At 66.7% G+C, this 20994-nt stretch carries 18 protein-coding genes and 1 tRNA gene; 14 read left to right on the plus strand and 5 right to left on the minus strand.

Annotated features, from left to right (window positions below; all coding sequences use genetic code 11):
• The first annotated feature begins 12 nt into the window (after positions 1-12).
• The 5 genes from murI (at position 13) to JOD60_RS09880 (ending at position 3631) form a co-directional block, all read left to right on the plus strand.
• Positions 13-864, plus strand: a complete 852-nt coding sequence (murI, locus tag JOD60_RS09860; RefSeq protein WP_198159154.1) for a glutamate racemase — start codon at positions 13-15, stop codon at positions 862-864.
• Entirely contained in the window at positions 861-1601 is a 741-nt protein-coding gene (gene rph, locus JOD60_RS09865) for a ribonuclease PH (protein WP_076690462.1), read from the plus strand. The genes murI and rph overlap by 4 nt, the downstream gene beginning before the upstream one ends.
• 40 nt (positions 1602-1641) lie before the next feature.
• Complete coding sequence (gene rdgB, locus JOD60_RS09870; protein WP_076692161.1) at positions 1642-2253, plus strand: RdgB/HAM1 family non-canonical purine NTP pyrophosphatase; 612 nt, start codon at positions 1642-1644, stop codon at positions 2251-2253.
• A 102-nt stretch (positions 2254-2355) separates the two neighbouring features.
• On the plus strand, positions 2356-3264 hold the full coding sequence (locus JOD60_RS09875; protein ID WP_076690463.1) for a cation diffusion facilitator family transporter: 909 nt from the start codon (positions 2356-2358) through the stop codon (positions 3262-3264).
• A 31-nt stretch (positions 3265-3295) separates the two neighbouring features.
• Complete coding sequence (locus JOD60_RS09880) at positions 3296-3631, plus strand: hypothetical protein (protein WP_076690464.1); 336 nt, start codon at positions 3296-3298, stop codon at positions 3629-3631.
• A gap of 4 nt (positions 3632-3635) precedes the next feature.
• Here the strand turns inward: JOD60_RS09880 and JOD60_RS09885 are convergent, their stop codons facing one another.
• On the minus strand, positions 3636-6089 hold the full coding sequence (locus tag JOD60_RS09885) for an ATP-dependent DNA ligase (RefSeq protein ID WP_076690465.1): 2454 nt from the start codon (positions 6087-6089) through the stop codon (positions 3636-3638).
• 60 nt (positions 6090-6149) lie between these two features.
• Here JOD60_RS09885 and ku point away from each other — a divergent pair, with 60 nt between their 5' ends.
• Complete coding sequence (gene ku, locus JOD60_RS09890) at positions 6150-7022, plus strand: non-homologous end joining protein Ku (RefSeq protein WP_076690466.1); 873 nt, start codon at positions 6150-6152, stop codon at positions 7020-7022.
• A 1-nt stretch (position 7023) separates the two neighbouring features.
• Here ku and JOD60_RS09895 read toward each other — a convergent pair whose 3' ends face one another.
• The 3 genes from JOD60_RS09895 to JOD60_RS09905 form a co-directional block, all read right to left on the minus strand.
• Positions 7024-7845 carry a DedA family protein gene (locus JOD60_RS09895; protein WP_084201977.1) on the minus strand — a complete coding sequence of 274 codons (822 nt, stop codon included), beginning with the start codon at positions 7843-7845 and terminating at the stop codon, positions 7024-7026.
• Between the two features lie 66 nt (positions 7846-7911).
• Positions 7912-7993 (minus strand) — tRNA-Leu (locus JOD60_RS09900).
• Positions 7994-8005: 12 nt separating this feature from the next.
• The gene (locus JOD60_RS09905) at positions 8006-8836 is read right to left on the minus strand and encodes a formate/nitrite transporter family protein (protein ID WP_076690467.1); all 831 of its coding nucleotides are present in this window, start codon (positions 8834-8836) and stop codon (positions 8006-8008) included.
• An 87-nt stretch (positions 8837-8923) separates the two neighbouring features.
• Here JOD60_RS09905 and JOD60_RS09910 point away from each other — a divergent pair, with 87 nt between their 5' ends.
• The 8 genes from JOD60_RS09910 (at position 8924) to JOD60_RS09945 (ending at position 20266) form a co-directional block, all read left to right on the plus strand.
• Positions 8924-9658: an ATPase, T2SS/T4P/T4SS family gene (locus JOD60_RS09910; RefSeq protein WP_307823859.1), complete on the plus strand. Its 735-nt coding sequence runs from the start codon at positions 8924-8926 to the stop codon at positions 9656-9658.
• A 108-nt stretch (positions 9659-9766) separates the two neighbouring features.
• The gene (locus JOD60_RS09915; RefSeq protein ID WP_076690468.1) at positions 9767-10495 is read left to right on the plus strand and encodes a hypothetical protein; all 729 of its coding nucleotides are present in this window, start codon (positions 9767-9769) and stop codon (positions 10493-10495) included.
• On the plus strand, positions 10482-11645 hold the full coding sequence (locus JOD60_RS09920) for a helix-turn-helix domain-containing protein (RefSeq protein WP_076690469.1): 1164 nt from the start codon (positions 10482-10484) through the stop codon (positions 11643-11645). The genes JOD60_RS09915 and JOD60_RS09920 overlap by 14 nt, the downstream gene beginning before the upstream one ends.
• Before the next feature lie 165 nt (positions 11646-11810).
• Complete coding sequence (locus JOD60_RS09925; protein WP_076690470.1) at positions 11811-12788, plus strand: hypothetical protein; 978 nt, start codon at positions 11811-11813, stop codon at positions 12786-12788.
• Positions 12789-12951: 163 nt separating this feature from the next.
• Positions 12952-13665, plus strand: coding sequence for a Hachiman antiphage defense system protein HamA (locus tag JOD60_RS09930; protein ID WP_084201978.1), 714 nt, complete (start codon positions 12952-12954; stop codon positions 13663-13665).
• Entirely contained in the window at positions 13649-17149 is a 3501-nt protein-coding gene (locus tag JOD60_RS09935) for a DEAD/DEAH box helicase (protein WP_076690472.1), read from the plus strand. Before JOD60_RS09930 ends, JOD60_RS09935 begins: the two co-directional genes overlap by 17 nt.
• Before the next feature lie 73 nt (positions 17150-17222).
• A complete protein-coding gene (locus tag JOD60_RS09940; RefSeq protein WP_157127926.1) occupies positions 17223-17369 on the plus strand; it encodes a hypothetical protein in 147 nt (48 codons plus the stop codon).
• Between the two features lie 50 nt (positions 17370-17419).
• Positions 17420-20266 carry a TrlF family AAA-like ATPase gene (locus JOD60_RS09945; RefSeq protein WP_084201979.1) on the plus strand — a complete coding sequence of 949 codons (2847 nt, stop codon included), beginning with the start codon at positions 17420-17422 and terminating at the stop codon, positions 20264-20266.
• A 288-nt stretch (positions 20267-20554) separates the two neighbouring features.
• On the opposite strand, the gene JOD60_RS09950 is transcribed toward JOD60_RS09945, so the two are convergent.
• On the minus strand, positions 20555-20926 hold the full coding sequence (locus JOD60_RS09950) for a sulfate permease (RefSeq protein WP_076690474.1): 372 nt from the start codon (positions 20924-20926) through the stop codon (positions 20555-20557).
• Positions 20927-20994: the final 68 nt, after the last annotated feature.

Raw genomic sequence — 20994 nt, forward strand, 5'->3', positions numbered from 1 at the left:
TAGGCTGGGAGCGTGATCCTTCGGCGCGCTCAGGGACGGGACGCTCCCATCGGGATCTTCGACTCCGGCGTCGGCGGACTCACCGTCGCCCGGGCGGTCTCGCAGCTGCTGCCGCGGGAGTCCGTTCTCTACATCGGCGACACGGCGCACTCGCCCTACGGTCCGAAGCCGATCGCCGACGTGCGCCGATACAGCCTCGAGGTGCTCGACACCCTCGTCGACCAGGGCGTCAAAATGCTCGTGATCGCCTGCAACACGGCATCCGCCGCCATGCTCCGCGATGCGCGGGAACGGTACGACGTGCCGGTCGTCGAGGTCATCGGCCCGGCCGTGCGCACCGCGATCTCGATGACCCGCAATCGCCGCATCGGCGTCATCGGCACGATCGGCACGATCGGATCGGGCGTCTACCAGGACATGCTCGGCGTCAACGAGGACCTCGCCGTGTTCGCGCAGGCGTGCCCGCGCTTCGTGGATTTCGTCGAGGCGGGCGTCACCGGCTCGCCCGAGGTGCTCGCGGCGTGCGAGGAGTACCTCGCACCGCTGCGTCATGCGGGCGTCGACACGCTCGTGCTCGGGTGCACGCACTACCCGTTCCTCGAGGGGGCGATCAGCTACGTCATGGGCGAAGGCGTGTCGCTGGTCTCCAGCGACACCGAGACGGCCAAGGACGTCTACCGCCAGCTGGTCTCCCGCGACCTCCTCGCGGGGCCGGACGCCGTGCCGACCCACGTCTACGAAGCCACCGGCGACTCCGCCGACCACTTCCTGAACCTCGCCGATCGGCTGATGGGGCGCGGCGTCTCCGCCGTCCGCCTCGTCCAGACCGGCGCCATCGACCTCCCGAAGGGGGAACTCCCGTGACCGAGTCCACCACCGCCCGCGCCGACGGCCGTACCGTCGACCAGCTCCGCCCCGTGACGATCGAGCGGGGGTGGAGTGCGCACGCCGAGGGCTCCGCGCTCATCTCGTTCGGCGGTACGAAGGTGCTCTGCACCGCGTCTTTCACCGGCGGCGTGCCGCGCTGGCTGACCGGCAAGGGCAAGGGCTGGGTCACGGCGGAGTACGCGATGCTGCCCCGCGCCACGAACTCGCGCAACGACCGCGAGTCGGTGCGCGGCAAGATCGGCGGACGCACCCACGAGATCTCCCGCCTGATCGGTCGCGCGCTGCGTGCGGTCGTGGACACGAAGGCCCTCGGCGAGAACACGATCGTCATCGACTGCGACGTGCTGCAGGCCGACGGCGGCACCCGCACCGCCGCGATCACCGGCGCCTACGTCGCGCTCGCCGACGCGATCGAGTGGGGGCGCGCGAAGGGCCTCGTCGGCAAGAACGCGAAAGTGCTGATCGACTCCGTTGCCGCCGTCTCCGTCGGCATCATCGACGGCGAGCCGATGCTCGACCTGGCCTACGTCGAGGACGTGCGCGCCGAGACCGACATGAACCTCGTGGTGACCGGCCGGGGCCTGTTCGTCGAGGTGCAGGGCACCGCCGAGGGTGCCCCGTTCGACAAGCGTGAGCTCGACGCCCTGCTGGAGCTGGGCGTCGCCGGCTGCGCGGACCTGCGCGAGGCGCAGACCGCCGCGCTCGCCGGCTGACCGTGCGTCGGATGTGTCCAACTCCTTCGAATCGAGCGTGATGAGCCAGAGAATCGTCCTCGCGACGCACAATCCGCACAAAGTGGAGGAGTTCGCCGCGATCGTCGCGGCCGTCCGGCCCGATCTGGAGGTCGTCGGCTACGACGGCCCCGAACCGGTGGAGGACGGCATCACCTTCGCGGAGAACGCCCTGATCAAGGCCCGCGCTGCCGCTGCGCACACGGGGCTCGCCGCCCTCGCCGACGACTCGGGCATCTGCGTGGACGTGCTGGGCGGCGCCCCCGGGGTGTTCTCGGCGTATTGGGCGGGGCACCGCAAGGATGCCGGGGCCAACCTCGACCTGCTGTTGGATCAGCTCTCCGACATCGCCGAGCCGCACCGCGGTGCGCAGTTCGTCTCCACGATCGCGCTGGTCGTGCCGGATGCCGACGGCACGGGCGCGGCCGAGCACACCGTCGAAGGCGTGTGGCACGGTCGCCTCGCGACCGCTCCCTCCGGCACCGGCGGCTTCGGCTACGACCCGGTGTTCCTCCCCGACGGCGAAGGCGGCCGCAGTGCGGCAGACCTGTCGGCGGCCGAGAAGAACGCCGCGTCGCACCGCGCCCGCGCCTTCGCCGCCCTGGTGCCGCTGCTGGAGCGCCTGCCGGGCTGACGACGCCGCGCGGGAGGCTCGGCACGGCGAGTGAGAATCACGATCATTCCCGACTGCGGCGGCATCGGCCGGTTCGCCCCGTGGCGGCAATAACCTGCCGTCATGCACGATCACGCGCCCTCCGGCATCCGCAACGCCAGCAATCAGCGACTGCTGACGATCTCGCTGTGCCTGACCGCGGCGATCATGCTCGTGCAGATCGCGGGCGCCGTCCTCGCCGGATCGCTCGCGCTCCTCGCCGACGCGGCGCACATGTTCGCCGACTCGTCGGCGCTCGTCATCGCGCTCATCGCCTCCATCGTCGCCGCGCGGCCGGCCGATGACCGCAACACGTACGGATATCAACGCGCCGAGGTCTTCGGAGCGTTGATCAACGCCGTCATCCTCATCGCGCTGATGGCGTGGATCACCGTCGAGGCGCTGCAGCGTCTGCTGGCCCCGGTCGAGGCCGACGTCGCCGCCCCCCTCATGCTCGCCGTGGCCGCGGTCGGCCTCGTCGCCAACGCCGTCTCGATGTACCTGCTGTCGGCGGCGCAGCGGCGCAGCATCAACGTCCGCGGCGCGTATCTCGAGGTGCTCGGCGATCTCATCGGCTCGGCCGTCGTCATCGTCGCCGCGGCGATCATCTGGGCGACCGGATGGATGCCGGCGGATGCGGTGGCCTCGCTCGTCATCGCCGTGATGATCGTGCCGCGTGCCATCGGCCTCCTCCGCGAGGCGTTCTCGGTGCTGGGGGAGCGGGCTCCCCGCGGCACCGAGGTCGGGGCGATCCGCGATCACATCCTGCGCGAGCCCGGCGTCGTGGACGTGCACGACGTGCACGTGTGGCAGCTCACCCGCGGGGCGCCCGTCTTCACCGCGCACGTGGTGGTGGAGCCGGGCGTCCTCGCCGGCGGCTCGGCTGCCCTGCTGTCGCGGCTGCAGGGCTGCCTCTCGGAGCATTTCGACGTCGAGCATTCGACCTTCCAGATGGAACCGGCCGGCCACCGCGAACACGACGCGCACACCTGACGCCGGCGCCCGCTGTGCGACGATGCTCATGATGGATGACGAGACGCTGATCGAGCTCCGCGCGCTGCGTGCCCGCGCGTACGGGCCAGATGCCGACATCGACGCCGACTGCCTGACCGTGGTCCCGGCGGGCGCGGTCAGTCAGGACGGCACCACCATCGAGGGTCAGATGTACTACGGCTGCGCGGCGGGGGCGTTCCCCGCGGTCGCGCAGTTCACGATCTCGGAGACCTCACCCGACGAGCTCCAGGAGGCCTTCGGCCTCGGCACCTCGCTGCAGTTCGTACTCGCGCCCGAAGGGGTCGGGGTCTTCGCCGATCCGCCGCGACCGACACCGTCGGTGTCGGCATCCATCGTCGCGGGGTGAGCGCTCAGACCTCGCGGCGCACGGCGTCGGGGGCGACATCGGGGCGCAGCCCCCGCCAGCGCGCATGGCGCAGTGTGCCGCCCGGGGTGAACTCGGCGAACTCGACCTCGGCCACTCGTTGTGGACGCACCCACAGGGCGTCCGACGCGTCCGCGGCGGGAACGCCCGTGAACGGGTTCTCGTCGGTGCGAAGCGGCGTGAGCACGTCGGCCAGTCGCGTCAGCTCCCGTTCGCTGAAGCCCGACCCCACACGCCCCACATAGCGCAGCTCGCCGGCCTCCGGGATGCCAAGCAGCAGGGAGCCGATGGCGCCGGTGCGACCACCTTTGCCGGGGCGGATGCCGCCGATCACGACGTCCTGGGTGCGCGTCAGCTTGACCTTCAGCCATTCCTCGCTGCGGGCGCCGCGGCGGTAGGGGGCGTCGGGGTCTTTCACGACGATGCCCTCGAGGTCGAGCTCCCGCGCGGTCTGCAGGGCGGCATCCACGTCGGCCGCGACCGGCGGCAGCACGATCGCGGGAACGGCGTCGGCGGCGATCTCCTCGAGGATGCCGCGGCGCTCGCGCAACGGCCGGGCGGCGACGTCGGCGTCCGCGGCGCGCAGCACGTCGAACAGGATGTAGGTCGCCGGCACCCGGCGGGACTCTCGTTCGATCTCGCGGGGCGTCGTCAGGTGCATGCGCGACTGGAGCCGGGAGAAGCTCGGCCGCCCCGCGGCATCCATCGCCACGATCTCACCGTCGATCACGGCCGGGGCGGCGCCGAGCCCCGCGTCCACGGCGGTCAGCTCGGGGTAGCGCGCGGTGATGTCGGTGCCGCTGCGCGCGCGCAGGCGCAGCCGCCGACCGTCCCACGTGCCGATCGCCCGGATGCCGTCCCATTTGAACTCCACCCACGCCTCACTGCGACGCGCCGCGGCGGCGCGTGCCCGTGCCGGCGTGGCGTTCACCGCGAGCATCGGCGCGTCGTCCGCCGCCGTCGCGCCCCGCGGGCGCACCGTCGCCGGCGAAGACGCTGGCGCTGCCGGCGATTCCGGCGCCGCCGATGATCCCGCCGGCGAGGGCGCCGCCGCGGGGCGAGGGGCCATCAGGTGCAGCAGCCACTGCGACTTCTCGCCGGCGCCGGAGGTGCGGATGAGGGCCAGGCGCACGACACCGAGCGGCCCGCCGGGGCGGCCGGTCAGCGTGAAGATGATCTCGTCCTCGCGCCACTTCTCGGCCTCGTACGTGCCGGTGTCCCACACCGTCATGCTGCCCGCGCCGTACTGTCCGGCGGGGATCTCGCCGGCGAAGGTCAGGTACTCCATCGGGTGCGGCTCGGTCATGACCGCGAGATGGTTGCGATCGGTCGTCTCGGGGATGCCGCGGGGGACCGCCCAGCTCTCCAGCACGCCGTCCCGTTCGAGCCGGAGATCGAAGTGCAGCCGCCGTGCGTGGTGCTCCTGGATGACGAACCGGAGCGCGGCGCCGGACGCGCCCGTAGCGGCGACGCGAGCGGCGGAGGTCGGGAACGGCTCCGGCGTCGCGTCGGCCGCGCGCTTGCCGACGTAGGCCGTGAGCGGATCGGCGGCCGCGGGAGCAAGCGGGGCGAGCAGATCGCCCGTGGTCGCCACGCGCTCGAGCACCTCGTCGAAGCGCAGGTGTCGCAGGACCGGATCGTCGAGCTCGTCCCACGTGCGGGGCGCTGCGACCATCGGCTGGGCGCGTCCTCGCAGCGAGTACGGCGCGATGGTGGTCTTCGCGCCGTTGTTCTGGCTCCAGTCGACGAAGACCTTGCCGTCGCGGACGGCCTTCGTCATCGCGCTCACGACGAGATCGGCGTGGTCGGCCTCCAGCGCCCGGGCGAGCTCGCGGGCGAATGCCGAGATCTCGTCGCTCAAGCGCGTGCCGTCCAGCGCCGCGTACAGGTGGATCCCCTTGGACCCGCTCGTCACGGGCAGCGGATCCATGCCGACACCCTGCAGGATCTCACGTGCCCACCGCGCGACCTCGGCGCATTCGGCGAGGCCCGCACCGGGTCCGGGATCGAGGTCGAGGACGAGGCGGTCCGGCGCGCGCCGTGACGAACCGGCGGAGCTCCCCGCGGCGTCGAAACGCCACTGCGGCGTGTGCAGCTCGAGGCTCGCGACCTGGGCGAGGTACACGAGTCCGGCGACGTCGTCGACGAGCGGGTAGTCCTTCGCCCCTGAGGAGTGGTCGATCGCCCGGCGTCGCAGCCAGTCGGGGGCGCCGGCTTCGAGATCCTTCGCGAAGAACGGGGCGTGTCCGGTCCCCTCGGGCCAGCGCAGGCGCGTGACCGGACGGCCGGCGAGGTGTGGCAGCATCCACGGCGCGATCCGCGAGTAGTAGTCGATGACCTCGGCCTTCGTCGTGCCCGCCTCGGGGTAGAGCACCTTGTCCAGATTGGTCAGCCGCAGGCGACGGCCCCCCACCTCGACGACCTGCCCCGCGCCTGCCATGTGCGCAAGGCTAGCCGCAACCCCTGGCGGTGATGGCTGTGGCCGGTGTTCACTGGGGGGATGAGAGCGATCTGGAAAGGCGCGTTGACCTTCGGCCTGGTGAACGTGCCCGTCAAGGTCTACTCCGCGACGGAGGATCACGATGTGCTGCTGCACCAGGTGCACGCGAGTGACGGCGGCCGCATCCGCTACCAGCGCATCTGCGAGCTGGACGGCGAGGTCGTCCCGTACGCCGAGATCGATAAGGCCTACGACGACGGCGATCGCACCGTCGTGCTCACCGCCGACGACATCGCGTCCCTCCCCGCCGAGCGCTCCCGGGAGATCGAGGTGGTGGAGTTCGTGCCGACCGAGCAGATCGACCTGCTGACCCTCGACCGGGCGTACTACCTCGAACCCGACTCGGCCTCGCCCAAGGCGTACGTGCTGCTGCGCAAGACCCTGGAGCAGACCGAGCGCACCGCTATCGTGCGGTTCTCTCTGCGGCAGAAGACGCGGCTGGCCGCTCTGCGGGTTCGCGGCGACGTGCTGGTGCTGCAGACGCTGCTGTGGGCCGACGAGGTGCGCGAGGCCGCGTTCCCGGCGCTCGACGAGCCGGTGAAGATCTCCGCCAAGGAGCTCGAACTGTCGGCATCCCTCGTCGACAGCTTCTCGAGCGACTTCGAGCCCGACCAGTTCGTCGACGAGTATCAGCAGGAGCTGCGCACCCTCATCGACGCCAAGCTCGAGAAGGGCGACGCGCTCGACACCTCGGAGACGTTCGGCGAGAAGGCCGAGAAGGATGCCGGCGGCGAGGTCATCGACCTCATGGCGGCGCTGAAGGCCAGCGTCGAGCGCAGCCGCGCGGCGCGGGGTGGAGACACCGAGGAATCGGCGGCGAAGAGCGCGCCGAAGAAGGCGAAGCCGAAGTCGAAGGCGAAGAAGGCGTCCTGAATCAGGACGCCGCGTCGCCCCGGCGGCTGCGGCGGGTCTCGCCCTCCGCGGGAGGCGTCTCGAAGACCTCTGGGGCGAGCTCGTGCACGGCGGGGGTGGCCTCGAACGCGGTCGCCGGCAGGGTCAGGTCGGCTGCCGCCTCGGCATCCGTCGTCGCAGGCTCGCCGTCGGCGAGTTCCTTGCGCACCTTGCGGCGTTCTGCGAAATAGTGCCACAGGGTCACGAGCGCCGTCCCGCCGACCGCGGTCAGCAGGATGACGTCGATGTACTGCGTGACGATGTGCGCGACCCACGGGATGAAGGCGATGAGGTAGCCGACCATCGTGAGGCCGAAGCCCCACAGCATCGCACCGATGAGGTTGTACAGCGAGTAGCGGCGCCACGGCATGTGGCCGACACCGGCCGCGACCGGCGCGAACGTGCGGACGATCGGGACGAACCGGGCGAGGATCACGGTGAGACCGCCGTAGCGCTCGAAGAACGCGTTCGTGCGCTCGACGTTCTTGCGGCTGAACAGGCCCGATTCCTTGCGCTCGAACACCGCAGGGCCGCCCTTGTGGCCGATGAGGTAGCCGACCTCGCCGCCGACGAAGGCCGCCAGGGCGATGAGCAGGCACACGATCCAGATGTTGACGCCGAAGATGTCGTTGGTGTGCGTGAGCAGGCCCGAGATGATCAGCAGCGTGTCCCCGGGCAGCAGGAAGCCGACGAGCAGTCCCGTCTCGGCGAAGACGATGAAGCAGACCACCAGCAGGGCCCACGCGCCCGCGGCGTTGATGATCAGCTCAGGGTCGAGCCAGGGGATGAGGGCGAGAGAGTGCACGGAGTTCCCGTCGGTCGGTCATGCGGTCGGCGGCAGGGCCAGAAGAAGAGTACCCGCTGGTTCCCGTGCGGAAGGTGGGACTTGAACCCACACGCCCGAAGGCACAGGAACCTAAATCCTGCGTGTCTGCCGATTTCACCACTCCCGCGGAGCGTTCAGTCTATCCGGCGGCCGATACCCGCTCCGCGACGTCGTCGCGGAGAGCGGCGGCGGGCATCCGGGGCGAGCCGCCGATGATCCAGTATCCGAGCCCGACGATGACGCCGCCGCCGACGAGGTTGCCGAGCCCCACCCAGAGCATGTTGCTCGCGAACAGCCCCAGCGTCGCGTTCGGGTCGCCGGTGAACAGGCCGATCGCGTAGGTCGTCATGTTCGCCACGACGTGCTCGAACCCGGAGGAGATGAAGGCGAGGATCGCCGCGACGATGAGGAGGATCTTCGCGACGTCGGAGCGGACGCGCGCGCACATCCAGATCGCGAGGCAGACGAGAAGATTACAGAGGATGCCGCGGACGAACAGCTGCAGCGGTTCTTCTTCGGCCTTGGCCGCGAGCATGTCTGCGATCATCGTGCCGGCGGGTGCGTTGGCGTGGAGCACACCCGAGGCGACGATGAGCGCCGCGAAGACGAGCGCGCCGACCAGATTGGCGACGAAGGTCGCGGCGAGGGCCCCCAGCGCGCGCCACGGTCCGATCGCCCGCATGAGCGCGCCCTGGGGGAGGATCATCATCGCGCTCGTCAGCAGGTCGGCGCCGGCGAAGACCACGAGCGTGAGTGCAACACCGAACACGAGGCCGGCCACGAGTTTCGCAAGGCCATCGCCGGCGGCGGCGAGCGGGCCGGCCGTGGAGACCATGAGCACGACGCCGATGCCGATGTACGCGCCCGCCAGCATCCCGGAGACGAGGAACCGCCCGGGATGGTGGAGCGCCTGGACCTTGTGCACGGCGGCGCTCGCCTGGGCGTCGAGGGTTTCCGGGATGGTCAGCACCGTCCCAGTCTAGTCTGTGGTCAGACCACACGGCAATGGCTGTGGATAAGTTGCCCGCGCGGGGCCGGTTCTTGTCAGGATGCCGGAGTGACGCCGTTCGCCGCTCCCACCCCCGCCGCCGTTCGCGGTGTCTCCGCGGCGGGCGCCGGGGCGTACGGAACGGCGGCGGGTTTCTCCCACGAGTCTGCCGCCGTGCAGACCGTCGCTGACCGGGTGCGCGATCGTCTCCGCGAAGAGCAGGCCGACCCCCTGCGCCATCCCGATCGGGCGCAGCAGGTGGCCTTCGCCGAGGTCCGCCGCCACAACGACTACGCGCTGGCGCGCGGGCTCGACCTCATCGAGGACGAGGCGGCGTGCGTCCGGGACGTGCTCGCCCGGGTCACCGGCTTCGGCCCGCTGCAGGCGCTGCTGGAGGACCCCGAGGTCGAGGAGATCTGGATCAACGATCCCGCGACGGTGTACGTCGCACGCGCCGGTCGCAGCGAGCGCGTGCCCCTGCGGCTGAGCGACGAGGCTGTCCGCGACCTCGTGGAGAAGATGCTGCATGCGACGGGGCGGCGCGTCGATCTCAGCCAGCCCTTCGTCGACGCCTCGCTGCCGGACGGCAGTCGTCTTCATGTCGTCATCCCCGACATCACCCGCACCCATCTGGCGGTCAACATCCGCAAGTTCCTCGCCGCGCGCCGGACGCTCGACGACCTCGTGGCGGCCGGATCGCTGCCGGCCGCTGCCGCCGAGCTGCTGCGCGCAGCGATGGCCGAGGGGCGCAACGTCCTCGTCTCGGGCGCGACGCACGCGGGCAATACCACGTGGCATCTCTGACCCCAATAAACCCCGCGTCGCAAAACGCGACAGCTCCGCGTGATCGTTTGGCGTCGAAAACTAAAGCGATGTGCTATGTTTGGGGTATCCGAATGAAGGGAGCCCACCATGGCGATCGACGAGGGGCGCGCGTGGGCGCTGCGGACGCTGGGAGCCGACGGCGTGCTGGTGCGAGAGCAGATCTCTGCCATCATCCGCGACTGCCACGAGAAGATGGTGAACGCGCAGGCCGAGGCTGATATGAAGCACACCGGCGTGTATGGCCAGATCTGGCGGAAGTGTTTGGACGAGTTCGTGACGGTGCTCGGGCGCCTGCCCTCGGCCGAGATCGTTCCGCGCCGGGGATACAAGCTGGTCGCATTCAACGGTGTGATCCTGTTCCCGTGGCGGTTCGCGCGGGAGCGGTCCACGGACATCGGCTCGCGCCCGTTCGCCGTCTCGGACACTCGGGTCTCCCTGTTCGGTGAGCAGCGCGAATCGACCCAGCAGCGTCTGGACATCGAGTTCGAGCACCCCGAGTTGACCGAGGAAGAGCGGGAGCTGCTCGACGCCGAGAGCAAGGCGCTCGAGGAGGCGCTGTCAACCCACTCCCGCGTGGTTGTCGTGCCGTATGCGAGCAACCCGTTCGCGCTCTACAGCGTCGACTGGGGTGAGGCGACGCTGGGGAGCGATGGCTACCTCACCTTCGCGTCGATGGAATCTCTGCTCGAAGTAGGCGCGGGCTCCCTGGTGGATGTGGACCTGACGGACGAGTCGTTCTTCGACGGGCCGATCCCGCGCCCGGATCTGGGGGTGAAGGGCGACGAGGTGGACGGAGAGGCTGATGGACGACCGTGACACCCTCTTCTCTCTGCTCGGAGTAACCGACCGTCCCGATCTCGATGCCGTCGCGGATGCGTTCGATCCGGCCCGTCTGACTCAGGCGCGTTTCGCGGCTGGCTTGTCGAAGGCGAGGCTTGCCGAGCTAGTTGGGGTTACGCCTGCGGCGATTGGCCAGTACGAGTCGCGAGTGGTAACACCGCGTCGCGATGTATTGCCGGTGCTCGCGCGCGAGCTCGATGTTCCGGTGGACTACTTCGCCACGGGGCGACCGATCGGCCGGGTCGACGGCTCGGAGGCGCATTTCCGGAGCCTGCGCTCGACCACGGCCCGGGATCGGTCCAAGGCGATCGCTTTCATCGAGCAGGTGTGGGAGCTCACCTTCGCGCTGGAGAAGAAGGTCCGGTTCCCCAATGTCGACTTGCCGGTGGTGGATCGGCAGCAAGCAGATCCGGTTTCCGCAGCGCAGGCGCTTCGCGAACATTGGGGTCTGGGCGTGAAGCCGGTCAAGCACCTAGTCGCGCTGACGGAATCGCACGGGATCGTCGTGAGCCTGCTGACGTTGGCGAACGCCGATGTCGCCCGGGTGGGCGCGTTCTCGACGTCTCGCTTGGCTCGCCCGGTCATCGTGGTGACGCCCGAACGTGCAAAGTCGGTGTTCGTCTACCGGTTCACGGTTGCCCACGAGTTGGGTCATCTGCTGCTGCACGGAGAAGCAGTACCGGGCGATCAGCAGCAGGAGCGAGAAGCCGATCAGTTCGCTGCTGAGCTCCTGACTCCACGTTCCCAGATTGTGAACCTGCTGCCGCGGACGGTGAACCTCTCCCGGCTCGATGAGCTCTCGCGGCATTGGGGTGTGTCGGTGGACTCGCTGCTGCTACGGATGAAAGAGACCGGTACGGTCTCCGACGCTTCGATCCGTCGCGGTTACCAGAAGCTGAACCAGCTGCGCAGCTCCTCACTGGACGCCCCTGAGCCGGTGAACGCATATCCGGGAGAGGTGCCGTCGATGTTGGCCGAGGCTGCCCGGCTTGCCGATCAAATCGGCTTCGCGCAGATAGACCTCGCCCGCGAGCTGCGATGGCACCCGGCACGTGTGCGCGAAGTCCTGGGTATCGACGATCCCAGGCCGACATTGAAGCTTGTCACCGATCCTTCACCCGAATAGGGCTGGACTGGTGTCGCCGAGGTCGAGGAGTAGCGCGCCAGATGACGGCTCTCCGGAAAGGCAACGACGTCGCCCAACGGTGATGGGATTCGGCAGCCGTGAGACGGAGGACTGGGGATGAGCCGATCAAGCTCGAAGACCCGGCGAGATGCTCGGGCAGCGAGCGTGACTGCTCGTAGTGCCCAGAGTTCCGGCATCGTCAAGTGCTACGTCGAGCGGTTCGAGAATGCGGTCGGCGCGCCTGACCTCCGTCTTCGCGAGAAGTCGACCAAACGGCTCGTGCGAGTTCTGACTGATAACCAGATGCTCAGGTCATTCGCTCCGCTGTCGAACCTGTTGCACGACTGCTACGCGCATGGAGGCGGGCTCGTTGAGCCGCGGAGTCGCACAGAGTACATCGCTATCTCCGCGCCGATCGTGAAACAGGGCGCTCAAGAGATCGCTGTGGCGTTCGAGGGCTTCTCGGTGAAGGTTCACATCGTGAAGGCGGACGTCGCATCTCCTCCGACATCCGTGTGGGCCTACATCGAGGAGTACCCCTTCGATGACGAAGGCCTTGGTCTACGTCTTCGCCAGAAGGTCACGGGCCGGAAGATTGAGATGTACGGCAAGAACCAGGACCACTTGCTCACATTCCTCAGCAGTCCGCAGTTCACAGGTGCCGACAAGCACATGCCGAACATCTACCAGAAGGACGGCTTTGACGACTACGTGCTGGTTTCCGGAGGTGCGGCCACGGACTCCTACGACGTGTTGCTCTTCAACGACGGCGCCGAGCTCACTTATCTGCTTGGCCCGACACCCGACACCGCATATAGGGACGCGTTCCGTGAGCTCGCGGATGAGTCAGCGCCCGAGGCGCACGCACGTACCGCACAGACGCACTTCGACACGGGCCGCTACCGCGAGGCCGTGCTCGCCGCGCGACTTGCTGTGGAGACGGCGTGCGGCGGACGTGGGTCGGATGTGAAGCGCCGGCTTGCTGATGCTCCTGCTGACGTCGCGGCTGCGGGTGATGCGCTGTACGGGAAGCGCCATATCGCCGTCCATGAGGGCGACACGCGGGTCGAGCAACCCGACGCCACACAGGCGATCCTCGCGATGCGCAGCGTCCTCGCCTACCTAGAGTCAAACAGTTCCTAACCCGGCGGGTTCAGGATCTAGTTGTCCCCTTCGCGGAGCGCCGCTTTGCTTCGGAGGCAATGGGATGGTTTGAGTTCAGTAGCTGAGCTTCTGCCACGATTGAGGGATGGCACCGCTTTCTTCGTGGACGACTTCCACGCGCGAGCCGCTGAGGCGGCACGCGATGGTGCACATGGTTGCCCCGCCGGCGACCATCGGGTCGGGGGTCGACTGGGCTGCGTCACAGATCCCGAACCAGTACACGGGTCCGGACCGCGTCGCCGCGATCCTCGCCGATCTGGGGAAGCCTGCTGCGGCCGAATACCTGGAAGGGAAGCTCCCTACAAGCAAGCGCACCCGCTCAGGCGACCTCGGAGAGATTCTCGGAGCGCAGTACGCGGCGCTTGAGCTGGGGTTTCGAGTCGTAGAACGCCTGCGGTGGAAGGACCACCGCGAGATGTCGATGCGTGGCGATGACCTGGTTGGGGTGCGCGCGGCCACCAACGGATCGCTCGAATTGCTGAAGGGCGAAGCCAAGAGCCGTGCGACGCTCGGAACGGCGACGGTCATAGACGCGGACCTTGCGCTCAGACGCGATCGAGGACGCCCATCGCCTCACGCTCTCAGCTTCGTCGCTGACCGACTTCACGAACTCGGCGAGCATGCATTGGCGAACCTTGTCGACGACGCTCAACTGACTACAGGGATCAGCCAACGGCAGGTGGTGCAACTGCTCTTCACCTTCACGGGCAACGACCCACGCAACCTCCTTCGGACAAACACGACCGCATATCGAGGCGGCGTAAAGCGCCTCGCCGTCGGCCTGCAGGTCTCAGAGCATCAAGCGTTCATCGCGAACGTGTACTCGAAAGCGATCGCCAATGCCCGAGACAGTTGAGAACATTGAGGCCGCGATCGAGGAGGCGACCACCCCCGGCTTTCGCGAACAGCTTCTCGCGCGCGGCGAAGCCCGGTCGATGATATGGCGTGACGGCGTCCTGCCCGAGGGCTCGCCCGCGTTCGATCAGCTGCTCAGCTACGACCTTCTCTCCTACGGCTATTCGCTCCTGGGCCTGGGGCTACGTCTCGTGGAGGCGAATGGGTCGCGAAGCCTCGCCCAACGCGCCTTCGAGGGCGCAGCCACAGCCATCGAATCAGTCGTCGCCAGAGGACCTAACTCGCGCGAACGGGGCTTCCACCGTGTCGTCGCCGCAGCCGCCTACCACCTCGGCAGTTACTCCGCGCGGGCATACTCGCTGCTTCAGACAGCGCTCGATTCCGGTGAAGTCACGATTGGCGAGCGATCCCTCATCCACATCATCCGCAGAGAACTCGACACCCTGGACGCGCTCATCCTGAGCCACCGCGAGGAGGACGTGGCAGCAGACGCCAACCTGGTTGAGACGTTGCGCGGGCTCTTCGAGCCCACGAGCGATGAGGACCAGGACGCTGACAGCGGCGACACCGATGTTATCGACGTCGTCGACCTCGCACTGACGGACGCGTTCGTCGGTGCGATCAGCATGGCGCTGCTTGCGTTCGAGCGGGGCGAGCAAGCGCTGCTGGATGAGGCCCTCAGTACACTGCAGGTCGGTCTAGGAGCCGCCAGCGAACTGAACATGGTTCCGCAGTGGTGGTGCCATCGACTTGCGATTCACCTACTCCGCGGCCTCTGGGAGGCCAGTTTCCATCGCCTGCTCCCGGACAGTCCCATCGACGGTGATGGCGGCGACTGGGCACGGCTGCGTGCGACGTTCATCGCATCCCTCTTCCGGAGGCGACGCTCGGAGATCGACCTATGGCCGTCGCAGCTCGCCGCCGCAGAGCGGGTACTGAACACCAGCGAGAACCTGGTGTTGTCTCTCCCGACGAGCGCCGGCAAGACCCGGATTGCCGAACTTTGCATCCTCGCGTGCCTAGCCGAGGGCCGGCGGGTTGTGTTCGTAACCCCATTGCGGGCGCTGTCAGCCCAGACCGAAACGGCCCTGCAACGCACCTTCACCCCTCTGGGGAAGACCGTCACATCCCTCTACGGCGCGATCGGGGCCAGCAGCGCCGACGAGGATTTGCTGCGAGAGAGGGACATCGTCGTCGCCACTCCCGAGAAGCTCGACTTCGCCCTGCGCAACGACCCAACACTCCTCGACGACGTAGGGCTTGTCGTCCTCGACGAGGGGCACATGATCGGGGCGGATGAACGTGAGGTCCGATACGAAGTTCAGGTACAACGACTGCTGCGCCGTGAGGATGCGGCCACCAGACGTATAATCTGCCTCTCGGCGATCCTGCCAGACGGAGACGAAGTCGAGGACTTCGTCAACTGGCTCACCGATGACCAACCCGACGGTCTCATCGCGAGCTCGTGGCGGCCGACGAAACTTCGCTATGGCGAAGTGATTTGGCAAGGCGATCGAGCCCGCCTGAGCATCATCGTGGGAGACGAGGAGCCCTTCGTGCCCCGGTTCCTCGAACCCTTCGTTCCACCGATCGGTCGCAGGACGACGCCCTTCCCCAAGGATCCGCAGGAGCTGACGCTGGCTACCGCCTGGCGGCTCGTCGACGAGGGGCAGACCGTCCTGATCTTCTGCCCACTCAAGTCATCGGTGAACGCCTTTGCCAAAGTCATCGTCGACCTTCATGCCCGCGGAGCACTCGGGAGTGTCTTCGAAGGAGATCCGGGCGACCTCGCCTCCGCCATCACGATCGGAGAGGAATGGTTCGGCCGAGATCACCCGATCCTCGCCTGTCTGAGACTCGGTGTAGCGATTCATCACGGATCGCTGCCCGCACCCTACCGACGAGAGGTTGAAAGGCTGCTACAGCGAGGAGCGCTGAAGGTTACGGTCTCTTCACCGACCCTCACCCAGGGACTCAACCTCTCGGCCAGTGCGCTCGTAATGCACAGCCTCTGGCGCAACCGGGAACTGATCAAGGCGTCTGAGTTTCGCAACATCGTCGGCAGAGCCGGCCGAGCGTTCGTGGACTCCGTCGGCCTCGTCGTCCACCCAATCTTCAAGGATGTGTCCCGAGGGAGGCGGAATTGGAGGCAGCTGGTCGAGGACACGGCTCTGCGCGACATGGAAAGCGGCCTACTGCAACTGGTGGTGAACCTGTTCGCCCGGATGCAGGCTAAGCACGGTCTCCGGAACCTGGACGCGCTGCTGGAATACGTCGCCGGTACAGCGGCGTGGGATTACCCAGAAGTTGTAGCCGAGAGCGAGGAGGAAGCTGAGCGTTCCCGAACTGCGTGGCGCTCGCAGCTCGCTAGCCTCGACAACGCCCTCCTCAGTCTGCTCAACGATTCCGCGGTTGCGGAGGACGGAGTCGAGGGGGCTCTCGATGACGTGCTCGCCTCGTCCCTTTGGGCTAGGAGCTTGGTTCGACGGCAGGAGCCCGTTCAGACAGCGCTTCGAGCCGGTCTGACCGCGCGTGCGCGCTTCCTCTGGAGCCAGTCAACTGCGGCCCAGCGCCGAGGGTACTTCCTTGCGGGGGTCGGTCTCGAGACCGGACGCCAACTCGATGAGCACGCCAGCATCTTGGAGCAGTATCTGCGCGACGCAGACGAGGACATCCGAATCGGCGACCCCGATGCCGCAATCGATGCCCTAACGAGCTTCGCCAGGATCGCATTCGGCATTCACCCCTTCGCGCCCCGCGCTCTTCCTCCACATTGGGAAGGCGTCCTCGCTGGTTGGCTTCGCGGCGAGGACCCCTCGCAGATAGCGGGGGAGGAGGTCACGGACACGCTGGAGTTCATTGAGGACTCGCTGGCGTACAGGCTGCCATGGGCGCTGGAAGCGGTCCGGGTCCGAGCGACCGCCCACGAAGAGCCTCTCGGCGATCTTTGGGCGCTCCTCACCGACCAGCACGGACTCGCAGTTGCGGCGCTAGAAACAGGGACGCTGAACCGTTCGGCCGCGCTGCTCATGCAGGCCGGATTCTCTTCCCGAGCCGGTGCTCTCGCCGCGGTCACTGCCGGAGATGGCGCCTTCACGACCGTGTCGGAGCTTCACCAGTGGATGAACTCGGAGGAGGTCCGGCGACGCGCAGGCGACTCGCACTGGCCGACTGTGTCATCTTACGATCTCTGGGTCGGTTTCATCGGCCGTAGCACTGCTGCGCCGGAGAGGACCTGGATCAACACGATCGAGGATGCCGCAGTGGCCTGGCTCCCCGATCATCAGCCGAGTAGTGGGACGCCGTATCGGGCTGTGTCCCTTGCGAACGGGGAGACCATTCTCCAGGCCGCTGACGGTCGACGGGCCGGTCTGCTTGAGGAACCGCTCAATCCGAATCGGCGCGGCTTGCTCACAGTCGCCGGGGCCAGCCCTGCCAATGTCGTCGAACTTCGCTATCGAGGCCCATCCGACCTTCATGCATAGCGGTGTCGCGTGAGTCCCAGATCAGGCGAGCATTACTGCGAGAAAATGTAAGGGGGATTGCAGCGAATACCACATGGACTATCTGACGCCGCTACGCGGCCGTTTTGGGACAACCCTCAAGGACATCCTCGCTGGAACGCCGGCCGTCAGCGGTCCTGGCGTGTCGAGTTCCTGGGAGGTGGAGGCGCAGGCCATGATTGTTGGTGACATGACTCCATGACGATCTAGGCGATCCGCCCAGCCGAGCACCGCCAGAGAGCGAGGCCGGCAATGGCAGAAGCACCCGTTGATCTACCATCGGGTGACTCCCGGTGGTACCGCACCGACTTCCAGGTCGCCAGCCCAATGGGTGGGTTCAAGCTCCCCGGAGCGGACCTCCTCACACCCGAGGGGAGGGCAACGGCGGCAGCGAGCTACGTCGCTCTCATCAAGGAAGCGGGCATCGAGGTCTTTGCAGTCACGGATCACAACTCGACGGCGATGTTGGAGGAAGTGCGGACAGCAGCTCGTACCGCAGGCCTGGTCATGTTCCCGGGTATGGAGCTGAGCACCGGCACGGGCTCGGATGGAGTTCACCTTCTTCTACTCGGAGACCCTGATGCCGACATCCAGCAACTCACCAATGAGTGGATGAAAGCGGCCGACTTCTCGAAGGATCACCCAGCCTTCAACGACCAAGGGCAGCATCTGCCGAGTCATAGGTCGATGATTGACATTCTTGACAGCTTGCCTGAGGACACTCTCGCGATCGCGCCTCACATCCTCACGGAGAACGGTGTTGCAAGCGGTGACTCGATCAAAGAAAGTTCGATCAAGTGGCGTTGCCTTCACCACGATCGACTGGAGGCAGTTGACGTTGGTGCACCGAACGGCAAGAGCGAAAGCGGATTCAACTCGAAGTTCCGTGCCCGTGAGCTCGACAACTTCCCGGCGGTCCATCGGATGGCGTACGTCTCCACCTCAGACGCATACTCGCCCGAGCAACTTGAGCGTCACACGTGGGTCCGTATGCATAAGCCAGACCTGGCCTCCCTGCGCCAGGCACTCCTCGATCACGAGGCACGGATATTCTGCGATTGGGACACACGCCTGGCGGGTGACCCCGACGGCGTCAAACATGCGTATGTAAGGTCCATCCGGCTGGAAGGACTGTCAACTTCCAGCAGTACGCTCGAGGTTGAGTTCGATCCACGCATCACGGTCGTCATCGGCAGTCGCGGTTCGGGTAAGAGCACGATTATCCAAGGGCTTCGAGCGCTCTATGGCGGAGACACGAACCTTCCTGAATCAGTCCATCAGGAGTCGGCACGCTATCAAGAAGAGGTGTTCCGCGATGCCACCATCACCAGCTCCTTCGTTGAGTCCTTGAGCAGTGCCGAGGACACAGCAACGTGGCAGCTCGCATCCGGGACTCAAACGGCGCTCGACCATTCGCTCATCAATGTGCGAGTAGTCAGCCAGAAGGAACTGTTCGAGCGAACTAGCGGAGACCGTCCAGGCACGCAAAGCCCAAGCGCCAACATGCTTGCCTTGGTCGACGAAGCGTTGGATGACGACCAGGTATCAGTGGAACTCGTCGCCCGAGGAGTCGATGTCACATCCGTGCGCGTAGACCAGTTCGCCGAGGAACTGCACGATCGGCGCCGCCGGTTTACCGAGGCGTCCGCGCTCAGGCTTGAGACCGAAGCCAAGCTCGCGGGACGCAAGAAGGTCGAGGATGACCTCGCCGAAGTGAACCGCAAGCTCGCCGCGCTTGACGACGAGGAAGAGAAGAAGAAACTCACATCCGCCCAAGCTGTCCTTACCGACAAGGCTGGAATCCTCCGCTATTCGTCCAAGGCCGACGAGCTGGCAACGACACTAGAGCAGATCGTTCAGCCTGAACGCCCGAATCTCACCACCGACGCAGGAGCTCATTTCTTCGCCCCACTGGAGCAGTTGGCAGAGCGCGCGTCATCCGCGGTCGCGGACCTTGTCACAGAGATTCGACGGGTCACGGGTGCGGCGCGGGCGGGGCTCGACTCGGAAACGGACGAGTTCGCGAAGACCATTGCCGCCGCCGAAGCCGTCAAGACGGCTTACGAAGCGAGGCTTGCTGAACTGGGCGTCGATCTCTCTCAATACGGCGCGCTCGGCGTGGAGAAGGTTGCGTTCACAGATGAACTCGCGACTCTTGATGACCTCGCCAAGCAACAGCCGAAGCAGGTTGAGGACGAAGCGGCCGCCTGGGCAGCGATCAACGAGCTGTTCGCCCAAAGACGGTCAGCCCGTGACTCCTTCACTGAGCTTGTTTCGTCGCGGACGCCTGGCCTCCGATTCTCTGTCGATGCCCATGCGGATCATGCGAGCTGGCGCCAGGCCATTCACACCGAGCTCGGCTTTCGACAGGGTGACCACGTTGATTCGCTGCTCAGCGTTGCTGAGTGGATATGGGGAGCCAGCCTCGATTTGGATACGCGCCTCGCGCGGTCTCAGGTTTGGCGAGATGCGCTGCTCAGCAACGACTACACGCCGTTGTCCGACGCCCACCTGTCAAGCTCCTTCGTCTCGCGGCTCAAGCAGGCGACTGAGACGGTACGCATCGGCTTGGCGACACTGAGTGCTGATGACGCACTCGACATGCGCTTCCTTAAAGAGGGCAACGACCCAGCGGATGAGCGATCGTGGCAAACCGTGACTGACGGTAGCCCCGGTCAACGCAGCGCCGCGATGCTCGCCTTCACACTGAGCTATGGCGATAGCCCACTGGTACTGGACCAGCCCGAGGACGACCTTGATAGCGCGCTCGTGAGCGAACTCATCGTTACTCAGTTCCGGAAGGCGCGCTGGAAACGCCAACTCATCGTGGTAACCCACGAAGCGAACATCCCGGTCAACACTGACGCTGAGGTGGTCGTCGTGCTTGAGAATGCAGAAGGCCAACTCCGAATCATGAAGCGGGAGGGTGAGGTCACCACTGGACCGATCGACAATCCTGAGGTGCGTAAGAGCATCCAAGAGCTCCTCGAAGGTGGCGTCCGGGCGTTCGTCAACCGCGAACGCAGGTACGACAACGAACTGTCCAAGTACCGCATCGATGTCGGCATGCTTGCCCGACGCAGGTCAGGCGACTCCTAGTAGATCGCTCGACCTCCTCGACCGCTTCATTCAGAGGTGGACCGGGCCGGGATAGGGAAGCTGTGGCGATCCGCTTCTACCGACAATCGGCGAACGGGTCCACGACGGTGTGGACTCCGTGGGTGGGGCAGATGAACGAAACACGGACGCCGGCACCGGCGCTGTCGAATAGAACTGGCTCGCAGTCGAGCCCGCACTGCGGGCAGGTGCGGTAGTCGTCTCCATCCGGCATGAGCGTGATTTGAGCCTATTGACCAGTCAGGGGGACAGCGGTTGCTGTCCTAGCCACTAAGACCCGATGGTTGCGTAGCGGGCGGACTTCATCGCGTCGCTTCGCCGGCGTGCGCGGCGGCGTTCGGCCGCTTCGTGGAGTCGGATGCGAACCAGGTGGGCGAGGCTGACCGGCCCGATGAGGATGAACTTGAGCGCGTTCCAGATGAACAGGATCACGAGGAGGTTGAGCCAGCCGGGGCCGCCGTCTGCGATGAGGTTGGTGCAGATGCTCGCGGCGAGCAGGTAGGGGGCGGCGAGGAGCATCGCGGGCAGACCCCACTTGAGGCCGCGGCGGGTGCGGATGCGGTCGAGGAGGACGTTGGCGGGCATGTAGCGGCGCAGGAAGTAGCGGGTGCGGACGCTGGCCGCCCAGAGCAGTCGGAACATGGTCGGGCCTCTCATCAGGACGTGTTTCTCCGTCGAGGAGGCAGAAACTTTGATGAGTGGCCCCGAAG

It is taken from the genome of Microbacterium aurum, from assembly GCF_016907815.1.
GTDB lineage: Bacteria > Actinomycetota > Actinomycetes > Actinomycetales > Microbacteriaceae > Microbacterium > Microbacterium aurum.

Bases quoted from the DNA above. Each gene is read 5' to 3' on its own strand.
- JOD60_RS09940 (WP_157127926.1), top strand. From the start codon at position 17,223: ATGGACTATCTGACGCCGCTACGCGGCCGTTTTGGGACAACCCTCAAG.
- ku (WP_076690466.1), top strand. From the start codon at position 6,150: ATGAGAGCGATCTGGAAAGGCGCGTTGACCTTCGGCCTGGTGAACGTG.
- JOD60_RS09915 (WP_076690468.1), top strand. From the start codon at position 9,767: ATGGCGATCGACGAGGGGCGCGCGTGGGCGCTGCGGACGCTGGGAGCC.
- rdgB (WP_076692161.1), top strand. From the start codon at position 1,642: ATGAGCCAGAGAATCGTCCTCGCGACGCACAATCCGCACAAAGTGGAG.
- JOD60_RS09935 (WP_076690472.1), top strand. From the start codon at position 13,649: ATGCCCGAGACAGTTGAGAACATTGAGGCCGCGATCGAGGAGGCGACC.
- JOD60_RS09885 (WP_076690465.1), bottom strand. From the start codon at position 6,089: ATGGCAGGCGCGGGGCAGGTCGTCGAGGTGGGGGGCCGTCGCCTGCGG.
- JOD60_RS09930 (WP_084201978.1), top strand. From the start codon at position 12,952: ATGGTGCACATGGTTGCCCCGCCGGCGACCATCGGGTCGGGGGTCGAC.
- JOD60_RS09950 (WP_076690474.1), bottom strand. From the start codon at position 20,926: ATGTTCCGACTGCTCTGGGCGGCCAGCGTCCGCACCCGCTACTTCCTG.
- JOD60_RS09945 (WP_084201979.1), top strand. From the start codon at position 17,420: ATGGCAGAAGCACCCGTTGATCTACCATCGGGTGACTCCCGGTGGTAC.
- JOD60_RS09880 (WP_076690464.1), top strand. From the start codon at position 3,296: ATGGATGACGAGACGCTGATCGAGCTCCGCGCGCTGCGTGCCCGCGCG.
- JOD60_RS09920 (WP_076690469.1), top strand. From the start codon at position 10,482: ATGGACGACCGTGACACCCTCTTCTCTCTGCTCGGAGTAACCGACCGT.
- JOD60_RS09875 (WP_076690463.1), top strand. From the start codon at position 2,356: ATGCACGATCACGCGCCCTCCGGCATCCGCAACGCCAGCAATCAGCGA.